The sequence below is a fragment of the Candidatus Limnocylindria bacterium genome, from assembly GCA_036523395.1.
Classification (GTDB): domain Bacteria; phylum Chloroflexota; class Limnocylindria; order P2-11E; family P2-11E; genus CF-39.
In genome coordinates, this window is record DATDEH010000095.1 from 1 (window position 1) to 10865 (window position 10865).

General features: G+C 68.3%; 10 protein-coding genes. 7 read left to right on the forward strand and 3 right to left on the reverse strand.

Translation table 11 applies throughout. The features are described 5' to 3' along the window. Nucleotides 1–153: 153 nt before the first annotated feature. Nucleotides 154–2121 (reverse strand): acetoacetate--CoA ligase, encoded by a 1968-nt coding sequence (locus VI056_12310; GenBank protein HEY6203809.1) that lies wholly within the window; start codon nt 2119–2121, stop codon nt 154–156. Nucleotides 2122–2153: 32 nt separating this feature from the next. On the opposite strand from VI056_12310, the gene VI056_12315 reads away from it, so the two are divergent. Together VI056_12315 and VI056_12320 are read left to right on the forward strand one after the other, a co-directional pair. After that, nucleotides 2154–2654: a DinB family protein gene (locus VI056_12315; GenBank protein ID HEY6203810.1), complete on the forward strand. Its 501-nt coding sequence runs from the start codon at nt 2154–2156 to the stop codon at nt 2652–2654. 82 nt (nt 2655–2736) lie between these two features. Next, the gene (locus VI056_12320) at nt 2737–3234 is read left to right on the forward strand and encodes a hypothetical protein (protein HEY6203811.1); all 498 of its coding nucleotides are present in this window, start codon (nt 2737–2739) and stop codon (nt 3232–3234) included. A 13-nt stretch (nt 3235–3247) separates the two neighbouring features. On the opposite strand, the gene VI056_12325 is transcribed toward VI056_12320, so the two are convergent. Further along, the gene (locus VI056_12325; GenBank protein ID HEY6203812.1) at nt 3248–3571 is read right to left on the reverse strand and encodes a zinc-ribbon domain containing protein; all 324 of its coding nucleotides are present in this window, start codon (nt 3569–3571) and stop codon (nt 3248–3250) included. Nucleotides 3572–3837: 266 nt separating this feature from the next. On the opposite strand from VI056_12325, the gene thrC reads away from it, so the two are divergent. The 5 genes from thrC to VI056_12350 all read left to right on the forward strand — a co-directional run bounded on the left by thrC (nt 3838) and on the right by VI056_12350 (nt 8068). Continuing rightward, nucleotides 3838–5082, forward strand: a complete 1245-nt coding sequence (thrC, locus tag VI056_12330) for a threonine synthase (GenBank protein ID HEY6203813.1) — start codon at nt 3838–3840, stop codon at nt 5080–5082. Then, a complete protein-coding gene (locus VI056_12335) occupies nt 5079–5348 on the forward strand; it encodes a MoaD/ThiS family protein (GenBank protein ID HEY6203814.1) in 270 nt (89 codons plus the stop codon). The genes thrC and VI056_12335 overlap by 4 nt, the downstream gene beginning before the upstream one ends. 21 nt (nt 5349–5369) lie before the next feature. Further along, nucleotides 5370–5816 (forward strand): DUF1810 domain-containing protein, encoded by a 447-nt coding sequence (locus tag VI056_12340; protein ID HEY6203815.1) that lies wholly within the window; start codon nt 5370–5372, stop codon nt 5814–5816. A 305-nt stretch (nt 5817–6121) separates the two neighbouring features. Continuing rightward, a complete protein-coding gene (locus VI056_12345) occupies nt 6122–6697 on the forward strand; it encodes a helix-turn-helix domain-containing protein (GenBank protein ID HEY6203816.1) in 576 nt (191 codons plus the stop codon). A 30-nt stretch (nt 6698–6727) separates the two neighbouring features. Beyond that, nucleotides 6728–8068, forward strand: coding sequence for an MFS transporter (locus VI056_12350; protein ID HEY6203817.1), 1341 nt, complete (start codon nt 6728–6730; stop codon nt 8066–8068). Between the two features lie 4 nt (nt 8069–8072). On the opposite strand, the gene VI056_12355 is transcribed toward VI056_12350, so the two are convergent. Continuing rightward, nucleotides 8073–10436, reverse strand: coding sequence for a PEP/pyruvate-binding domain-containing protein (locus tag VI056_12355; GenBank protein ID HEY6203818.1), 2364 nt, complete (start codon nt 10434–10436; stop codon nt 8073–8075). Nucleotides 10437–10865: the final 429 nt, after the last annotated feature.

Here is a 10865-nt window from a genome sequence, read left to right on the forward strand (position 1 = left end):
GGTAGCGCGCGAGCTGTACCTGCACCGCAACACGGTGCGGCAGCGCCTGCGTCGCATCGGTCAGCTCACGGGCGCGAAGCTCAGCAGCGCCGACGACCGCCTCGCACTCCACCTCGCGCTTCTCGGACGTCAGGCGTTGGAGCGCATCGCGAGCTAGCGCGACGCGGGTGAGGCTCCTCGGTACGCCTCGACGAGAACGCCGAGGCTCGCGGGATTCGCGACCGCGCCCTCGCTGACCGCGCCCGCGAGCGGCTGCCCCATCAGCAGACGCTTCACGGGCACCTCGAGCTTCTTGCCGTTCAGCGTTTTGGGGATCTCGGGCACTGCGAGGATGCGATCGGGCGCGTGACGCGGCGACAGCTCCCGCCGCAGCGTGTCGCTGATGCTGCGGCGCAGCGCGTCGTCGAGCGTCGTGTGCGCTGCCAGCACCACGAAGAGCACAAGCTCGGCGTTCTCACCGCCGACCTCGACCACCAGGCTGTCCTTTATCTCCGGCAGCTGCTCGATGATCCGGTAGAACTCGCTCGTGCCCATGCGCACGCCGCCGCGATTGAGCGTCGCGTCGGAGCGCCCGTAGATGACCGATGAGCCGTCGGCGTTGAACCGTATCCAGTCGCCGTGGCGCCATACGCCGGGGAAGACTTCGAAGTAGCTCGCCTGGTAGCGTGCGCCGTCGGGATCGTTCCACAGGTATACGGGCATCGAGGGCAGCGGTCGCGTGATGACCAGCTCGCCGACCTCGCCAACGACGGGCTTCCCCTCCGCGGAGTACGCCTCGACCTTTGCGCCCAGCGCCGCGCATTGCAGCTCGCCGGCGCGCACCGGCAGGAGCGGGCACGCCTGGAGGAACGCGGTGCAGACGTCGGTACCACCGCTCATGCTGCCCACCGGCAGCGGTCGTCCGATGGCGTCGACGATCCACGTGAAACCCTCCGGCGAAAGAGGCGCGCCGGTCGAACCGACGCCACGTATGCGACTCAGATCGTTGTCCCGGCCGGGCGAGATGCTCGCTTTCATGCAGGCCTGGATGAACGCGGCGGACGTCCCGAAGTACGTCACGCCGACGTCGGCCGCAAGTCGCCAGAGCGTTCCCATGTCCGGATGCGCAGGGCTGCCGTCGAACAGCACCGCGGTGCCGCCGAGCGGGAGCACCCCGAGCATGTAGTTCCACATCATCCAGCCGGTCGTCGTGAACCAGAAGAAGCGGTCGTCCACGCCAAGGTCCTGATGCAGCGCGATCGACTTGAGGTGCTCGAGGAGGATCCCGCCCTGGCCGTGCACGAGTCCCTTCGGCAGACCGGTGGTGCCCGACGTGTACAGCACCCACAGCGGGTGCTCGAACGGCAGCTGCGCGAACTCCAGATGGCCTGATTCCGAAGCGAGCTCGGCCCACGACATGCGCGCTGCCGATCGCGCCGGTGTCGCGTCGGGCCGCAGGTAGGGAAGCACGACCGTCGCTCTCAGGCTCGGCAGCGCGCGCTCGATCTCATGCGTCTCGCTCGTACGGTCGAAGTCGCGCCCGCCGTAGCGATACCCGTCGACGACGAACAGGACCTTCGGATCGAGCTGGCCGAAGCGATCGATCACCGCGCGCGTTCCGAAGTCTGGCGAGCAGCTCGACCAGATCGCACCGAGGCTCGATGCCGCGAGGAGCGCGACGACGGTCTCGGGGATGTTCGGCATGTACGCGACGACGCGATCGCCGCGCGTGACACCCAGCCTCACGAGTCCGGCGCGGGCGGCTGCGACCTGCTGCGCGAGCTCCGCATACGTCACTGTTGTGGATATCTCGAGTCCGCGCGTCTCGGAGCGTGCGATGAGCGCCGGATGATCGTCTCGCCGCATGAGCGCGTGCTCCGCGTAGCTCAGCTCGGCACCGGGGAACCACGACGCGCCGGGCATCGCGTCGCGGGCGAGGGCACGCTCATAGCGCTGGCTCGCGCGCACGCCGAAGTGCTCCCAGATCGATGACCAGAAGGCGTCGAGGTCCGTGACCGACCAGCGCCACAGCTCCTGGTAACTCGCAAAGCTCAGAGCGCGGTGCCGCGCGAGCCACTCCATGTAGCGCGTGACATTCGCGCGGTCGATCGTTTCTTCGCTCGGGGTCCAGATCGTCTCGATGACACCATCGTACGTGCGGCTAGCATCGGCTGATGCGACAGCGGGAGCTCGCGACGCTCTTCGACTTCAACTATTGGGCACAGCACCGGATCCTCGCGACCGCCGCGCGGCTCACGGATGCGCAATTCACCCTGCGTTCGGTCATCGTCGGGCGGGACCTTCGCGCGACGCTCGTGCACACGCTCGATGTCGAGTGCAGTTGGCGGCTCCGACTACAACGTCGCCCCGAGGACGAGTGGCGCAAGACGCTCCCGACAACGGACTACCGCAACGTTGCGGTACTCACCGATCACTGGACGCGCGATGAGACCGAGATGCGTGCGTGGGTCGCGACCCTCGACGACGAGGCGCTCGCGGCCGGCGCTGATCTCGACGCGAAGGAGCAATACCCGCTCTGGTTCTACGTCCTGCACATGGTCACGCACAGCCAGCAGCACCGTGCGGAGGCAGCGCAGCTGCTCACGCAGCTCGGGCATTCTCCGGGCGATATCGACTTCCTGGATTACGCGGACTGGGCGCGTGGATCCGGCTAGTACGCGTTCGGTGGCGGCGTGTCGACTTGCGTCGCGGGTCCAGAATTCTCTCGTCCGCCGCAAAGGCGCGGGGAGGATTCAGATGAAACAACTTGTGCTGGCGATCGCACTCGCAATGGTCCTCTCGTCACTTACTGCCGCACCGGCACGGGCGGCGACGGCCCACAACGACACCATATCCGGCATCGAGATCTTTGCGGGGTTTGCCGTGGGAGAAGTCCGTTACGGCGCAACATTCGTCGGCCGCGCGACCGGAGAGCTACCCGGGTACATCGTCGCGTCGATCAACTACACGCCACCGAACCCGGGGGCAGGCGTCACGAATACTGTCGTAGGCGGGCGGTGGACGCTAACCGTCGTGCAGGGCGGCGAATTCCGAGGGAAGCTCACGGGAACGATCGCTGGCGGCGCGGCCGTGTGGAACGGGACGGGCACGCTTGCGAGCATCAATCTCGCACTCGCCGTGGCGAGTGGCACAGGTGCCTATTCAGGCGCGACCGGCACCGGCTCGTTCACAGGAGTCTTGAGCCATTTCACGTTCCCTCCACAGTGGGGAGGCGCGCTGACGCTCAGCTTCTGACCGGGTTCCGCGGCTAGTACGCGTTCCTCGGCGGCCGCTTCTGCTCGAAGCAGTCGGAGCAGTACACCGGCTTGTCGCCGCGCGGCTGGAACGGAACACGCGCTTCCTTGCCGCAGTTGCTGCAGACCGCGCTGAACATCTCGCGCTGACCGCCGCCGTATCCACCACCGCCGCCACCGCCACCACCACCGCCCGCGCGACGCGCGGCGCGATCGGCCGGGCAACGGCTTGGTGCGTTCTGAAGTCCTCGCGAGGCGTAGAACTCCTGCTCGCCGGCGGTCCAGATGAACTCCTGGCCGCAGTCGCGACAGGTCAAGGTCTTGTCCTGAAAGCTCACGTGATCGCCCTCCCCATAGAAAGAGCGTCAGTGTACGGACCTTGTGCAACCTGCCCGACGCGCCAGCCGCGCGGTTGACGCGGGTGCGCGCTCGTCGCTACGGTCATCGCGCGATGGCCCAGCGGATCTCCATGTCCATGCCGACGGCCCCCATGGCGGGGCCTGCTACGCGTTTGGGAGGCTGAGCCCGACCGACTCTCGCGTGCTTTCGGTATTTCGAAGCCTCCCGCTCGGGAGGCTTTTTTGATCTTGAGAGGAGAACGGACATGGCGACGACACTGAAGGAGAACACCGCACTGCGCGGCCTGCGCTGTCGTGCGTGCGACGCGCTGCAGCCTGCCGACGAGCGCTACGTCTGTGGCGAATGTCTGGGTCCGATCGAACCGGAGTACGACCTCAGCGTCTTCGAGACCGAGACGCTCCGTGCCGATATCGAGAGCGGACCGCGGTCGCTCTGGCGTTACGCGCCGTTGCTCCCAGTAGCGGCGCCGGCGACCCACTGGCCGGTGGGCTGGACGCCACTCATCGAAGCGAACCGCCTTGGCAACGCGCTCGGGATCGAGCGCCTCTACCTGAAGGACGACACGCGCAACCCGACGCTCTCGTTCAAGGACCGTCCCGTGTCGGTGGCGCTCGCGCGCGCGCTCGAGCTTGGGCTCGACACGATCGCGTGCGCGTCGACCGGCAATCTCGCAGGAGCGGTCGCCGCGGCCGCGGCCCGCAACGGCCTCCGCGCATTCGTCTTCGTTCCCGCGGACATCGAGTCCGGAAAGATCGCGAGCGCAGCTGCGTACGGCGCGACCGTCGTTCGCGTGAAGGGCCCGTATGACGCGGTCAACCGTCTCTGCGGCCGACTCGCCGACGAGTATGGCTGGGGCTTCGTCAACTTCACGCTGCGTCCGTACTACGCGGAGGGCAGCAAGACCGTCCTCTTCGAGTGCGCCGAGCAGCTCGGCTGGACGCTGCCGCACCACATCGTCGTGCCGGTCGGATCGGGCGCACTGCTCACGCGTCAGGCGACCGCCGCGAATCAGCTTCGCGCGACCGGCCTCGTGCCCGAATCGCACTTCCACATCCACGCCGCGCAGCCCGCCGGATGCGCGCCGGTGTCCGACGCTGTGCTCGACAACTGGCGCCCGGTCGAGCCGGTGCGCCGACCCGACACGCTCGCGAAGTCGCTCGCCATCGGCGCGCCAGCCGACGGCGACGGCTCGGTGAAGATCATCCGCGACACGCGTGGAAGCGCGGCGTCAGTCACCGACGACGAGATCCGCGAGGCGGCAACCCTGCTCGCGACGACCGAGGGCGTGCTCGTCGAGCCCGCCGGTGGCGTCGTCGTCGCGACCGCGAAGCAGCTCGCATCACGCGGCGTCTTCCATCCCGGCGAGACGGTCGTGCTCTATCTCACCGGCAACGGCTACAAGGGTGGGCCGGAAGAGAGCGCGCTCGGGCCGGTCATCGACGCCGATGCCGACGCGTTCCGTCTCGCGTACGAGGAGGTGCTCGCGTGAGCGTCACCGTCCGTCTCCCCACACCGCTGCGCTCCGCCGTCGGCGGAGAGCGCACGATCGAGGTCAACGCGACCGACCTCGCGTCGCTGCAGAACGAGATCGCGGCGCGCTATCCAGAGCTGGGAGCCCGCGTGCTGCGCGACGGAGCCTTCGGCCGCTTCGTCACCGTCTTCGTCGACGGCGAGGACGCGCGCTTCTTAGAACAGAACGCCGATCTGAGCACGGCGAAGGTCGTGGAGATCCTGCCGGCGATGTCGGGAGGCTGACCGGTAGGATCGCCGCGAGCGATGGACGATCGCTTCGAGTTGCAGCGATTTGTCACCGCGCAGCGGCCCGTCTACGAGGCGGTACTGAGTGAGCTCCGCGCCGGCCGCAAGCGCAGTCACTGGATGTGGTTCATCTTTCCGCAGATCTCGGGGCTCGGCCATAGCCTGACGTCGCAGACGTTCGCCCTGTCGTCGCTTGCCGAGGCCGCCGCGTACCTGGCGCATCCCGTCCTTGGCCCGCGGCTGCGCGAGTGCGCCGCGCTGGTCGCCAGCATCGAAGGACGCTCGGCCGGCGAGATCTTCGGCCATCCCGACGATCTGAAATTCCACTCGTGCATGACGCTGTTTGCGCGTGCGGCGCCCGGAGAACCGATCTTTGGCGCGTGCCTGCGGAGGTACTTCGGCGGCCAGCCCGATCCGCGGACCCTGGCCAGCCTTTCCCGGATCGTGGAAGACCGAAGCGACTGATACGCGCCACATCCCCGTGAACATTGACCGAGTGTGCGTGACGCACTAGCCTGACGACCTCGTGTCACAGCCGATCATCGTCATCGTCCCGGTCGACCTTCTCGTCCTTGAGAGGGCGCACCAGACGTTGGGAGGCGGACGGACCTAGCGCACAGAAGTCAGCGAACCACTCGAAAGCCTCCCAGACAAAGGGAGGCTTTTCTGTTTAGGGGGCATGTACGAGCGACGCGCGGTACCTGGCGATCGCGTTCGCAAGCCGCCACTCCGGGGCGGCGGCGAAGCTGCGCGCGGCCGTAGCGGCGGTCGTGCCCGAGGACGCGCGCGTCGTGCGCACGGCGAGCGGGTTCGTCACGGCGGTGATCGCGGCGGCCACGCCCGTCGACGCGCGCAGCGAAGGGGAGCGGCTGCGCGCACGCGTGGCCGCCGATGTCTCCGACAACGAGCTCTCCGCGGGCGTCGCCGGACCGAAGCCTGGTTCATCGGGCGCGCACTTTGCGCTGGTCCAGGCGGAGCAGGCACTTGCTCTCGGACGCACGACCGACCGCGATGGCCGCACGACGCACTTCGACGACCTCGGCCCGTATTGCTTCGTCCTCGGCCAGCCCGCGAGCGAGATCCGCGCGTTCTCCGATCGCATCCTTGGACCCCTTGGCGCCGACGAGAAGAACGCCGATCTCGTGCAGACGCTCGACGCCTATATCCGCCTTCAAGGCAGCGTGAACGGCGTCGCGCGCGAGCTCTACCTCCACCGCAACACCGTCCGCCATCGTCTGCGGCGCATCGCGAAGCTGACCGGCGCCGACCTCACCGATGCGGATGCGTTGCTTGCATTGCGCCTCGCGATCCTCGGACGTCAAGCGCTGGTGCGGCTGGCCTCGTAGCACGGCGGGGCTCGCCGCTATCGTCGCCGCGTGAACCGAAAGCTGATCCTCTCGATCGCGATCGGCAACGCGCTCGTGCCGCTCAATTCGACGATGCTCGTTGTCGCGTTGCCCGCGATCGCGCGCGACGCCGGCACCGATATCGCCGCCGCGTCGTGGCTCATCACCACATATCTCATCGCGATGGCCGCGCTGCAGCCGATCGGCGGCCGCCTTGGCGATCGATTCGGCCGGCGCCGCCTCATGCTTGGCGCCCTGGCGTATTTCGGGATCGCGTCTGTCGGCGCGTCGCTGTCGGTGGGTCTTCCACTACTCGCGTTCTTTCGCCTGCAGCAGGCGCTGGCTGGAGCGCTCATCGTCCCGAACGGTCTGGGGATCCTGCGCCGCGCCGCTGGCGAGCGCGCCGGGATGCACTTCGGCCTCACCGGCGCGATGTCCGGAGCGGGCGCGACCCTCGGTCCGCTCCTCGGCGGTCTGCTCACGGCGATCGACTGGCGGCTCGTTTTCCTCGTCAACGTCCCCGTGGTCACGCTCGCGTTCCTCCTCGCGCGGTCGACGATCCCGGAGGAGCGCGCGCGACCCGACACGAAGTTCGATGTCGTCGGCGTGGTCTTCCTCGGTGTGGTGCTGAGTGCCGCAGCCTGGCTGCTGACCAGTCTCGGTCACGGCTCGCCGGACGGCCTGACCGCCGCGCTCGCGGCCGCGGTGGTCATCGGTGCCGTGCTCTTCGTCCGCTACGAGCTCGCGCAGCCCGACGCCGCGCTCCCTCCGGCGCTGTTCCGCATCCGTGCGTTCACCGCGGCGAACGCGGCCATCGCGTTCGCGAATCTGTCGCTGTACGCGACGCTGCTCGCGGTCCCGGCGCTCCTCGCGGCCGACGCATCCTCGACCGTGCTCGTCGGGTTCGCGCTGACCGCGCTCTCCGCCGCGATGGTCGTCCTCGGCCCTGCGACGGGTTGGCTCGTCGATCGTTACGGCGCGCGCTGGCCGCCTGCGCTCGGCGGAATGCTCATCGTCGTCGGCTGCCTTGCGACCGGTGCGGTGATCACGCACGCGCAGTTCCCGCTGCTGCTCGCATCGCTGCTGCTCTTAGGCGCGGGTGTCTCGCTCACGTTCCCGGCGACGCGCGTTGCCGCCGTCGATGCTGTGCCGGCGCGATATGTCGCGCTCGCATCGGGCGTCGTGTCCACGAGTCGCTACTTCGGTGGAATGCTCGGCGCGATCGTCGCGGGTGTCGCGCTCGCCGCGAACGACACATCGAACGCGCCAGCGCTCTTCGGTGTCCTGGCGGCGAGCGGCGCGCTCGCTTCTGTAGCGGCGCTTGGGTTGCCGGGGACGGCGCATGTCAGCGAGGGCATCGAGGTCGCCTAGCGCGCTATTCCGTCACGCTCCTCGTCGCGATGGGACGCACGATCCCGCGGTCGCCATCGACTTCGACGATCATCCCGTCGCGCAGTCGCTCGAACGCGACGCCCACGCCCACCACGGCCGGGACGCCGAACTCGCGCGCGACCACCGCCGCGTGCGAGAGTGCGCCGCCGACCTCCGTGACGACGGCGCCGGCGATCGTGAAGAGCGGTATCCAGCTCACGTTCGATGATCGGCACACGAGCACGTCGCCGGGCTTCATCTTCTTGAAGTCCTCGGTGCCCCAGACGAGCTTCGCCGCGCCGCGATGCCTCCCACCCGATGCCGACACGCCCTTGATGAGAGCGTCGTCGTCCTGCCGAGCGCGATGGATGAGGTCGGCGTTCGTGGCGCCAGTAGCGCCGAGCGGCGGCGCTGGCGCGCCGATCGTGGCCGGCGCACGCATCCGTGACCAGCGAGCGAACTCCGCCCGGCGCTCGGGCTCGAGGTCACGCAGGTCGCGGCCGTCGCGTAGCGCGGCGATGAGCTCGGCCAGCTCAAAGTGGAACACGTCCTCGGGGCGTTCGAGCCGACTCGCATCTGCGAGCCGACGGCCGATGACGCGGAACATGCGGCCGATGTTCGATTGCATCTGGCGGTCGAGCCAGTAGTTGTGCTCCTCGCTCAGTGGCCCGACGGCGCGCGCGACGGCGAGCACTTCTTCGAACACGGCAAGGTCCTCGGGGCGGCCGCGCAGCGTCTCCCGAGCGCGCTGGGCGATCGCGTCGCCCTCGGCGATGAGCCGCGCCTGGCGCTCGTCTGGGTCTTGCGCCGGTGTGGCGAGCCGTCGGCCGATCTCCGCGAGGAGCAATGAAGGGTCGTCCGCCCATGCGTCGGCACGCATGTCCTCACCCGCGTGGCCGAAGTTGCCGTAGCTCTTGAGGAACGGGCCGATCGCATCGGCGAGCTGCGTGCCACCGCGCACCGCTCGCAGCTCATCGAGTGAGGTGATCGTTCCAGAGCTCAGCCCTTCGGCCACCGCCGGCGCCGATCGCGCGAGCTCGGTGAGGCGATGAACGTCGCGTTCCAGTCGCTGCAGGCTGTGCGCGAGACCCTGCGTCATCCGGAACGCGTCGATCGCGCTGCCGCCGATCAGTCGCGCATAGGTCTCCGCGAACTCGTCCATCAGAACGTACGTCGGCCCAACGGTGAGCATGTGGATCCGCCAGATCTCATTCACGCGCGGCCATAGCTCATCGCAGGCGTCCGCAATCCGGGCAAGAGGCGCGTGGTCGAGATCGAGTCCGTCCATCCACTCGTACGTCGACAGAAGATGCGGGAGCCATTCCTCGTCCCAGATGCGGCGGAGGCCGCGGGTGTACGCGCGGATGCGCGCGGTGGAATCTCGCAAATGGACCGCGAGCTCCTCGCGCCGGTACCGCGGCTGGGCTGCGGCGTACCTGCGGCCGTTGAAGCCCTCGAGCCGCGCGACCACCGGGGTATCGAAGAACTCAGCGCGCCTAGCCATTCCGAAGTGCGCGGCGTTCGTGATGTAGTCGCCGAGCAGACGCGGGACGGGCCCGTTGAAGTGCGCATCATCGCGTCGCCAGTGCAGCTGAGCGTCACGCGCGTCGCGCCACTCGATCGGGAAGTCGTTGTTCAGCGTCGTGACCGGACGGCACTGAAGCAGATACAGCTCGCCGTCCGCGATAGCGCATTCCACGTCGACGGCGCCCTCGTTGTGGTCCTCGAGCTTCACGACGAGCTCCGCGATGGCGCGTGCCTCGGCGTCGCTGAGCGCGCCGGCATAGTGGCGCTCGACGAACGTGAGGTCCGCCTTGCGTACGACGTAGCGGTCCGGCGTCACCTCGCCCGACGCGATGCGGTCACCCAGTCCAGCTGCGGCGTCGATCACGACGACAGTCCGATCCTGTGTGATCGGATCGACGCCGAACGCGATCGCCGAGACATCGGACGGGACCATCTGTTGGACCAGCACCGCGATCCGCGGCGGGGCGTCGATGCCGCGCGCCCTCCGATAGGCCGTCGCTCGATCGCTCGCCGCCGAACGCCAGCAATCGAGCACCGCATCGGTGACCGCTTCGATACCGCGCACATTCAGGATCGTCTCGTGCTGGCCGGCGAACGACGACTCCGCGCCGTCCTCGCCGATCGCCGACGAGCGCACCGCGACGAGCGGCTCCGGGATCCCGGTCAGCTGCGCGAGCGAGCGGTGCCCGGCGGCGACGATCGCGTGCAGCTCGCGACGTTCCGCCCCGTCCTGGCCCATCGCAGCGCCGAGAGCCTCGTAGACCGATGCATCGACGCAGAAACCCGGCGGCACCCGGAAGTGGGCGGCGAGGCGGGCGAGGTTCGCCGCCTTGTTACCCACCGCCGAGGCGTCATGAGAGCCCGGAGCCCCCAAAGTCAGCGTCCGCATTGGCGCGTGAGTGTACGGACGGCGCACGGAAGGGCACTAGTGCGCGGTGCACAATCCTCCGCCCGGGGGTTGCCGTCCCGCGCCCTGAACGGTTCACTGAGCGGGACATGCAGTTCGCCCGCTTCATCCTTTCGCTTATCGGCATCGTCCTCGTTGAGAGGGCGTACGTGCGCGCGGGAGGATAGCGGCCGACAGTCGCGAACAAGACCAGACACCAAAGACCTCCCGAAAAAGGGAGGTCTTCTTCATTTCCGGGAAGAAAGGGGAGACGCAAGTGGCAATGACGGCCGAGCGCAAAGAACGCGAGCGGACCACGCCGTGGATCGAGACCAGCGGCAACCAGGTGCTCATCGACGTCCTGAGGTCCTGGGGCGTCTCCTT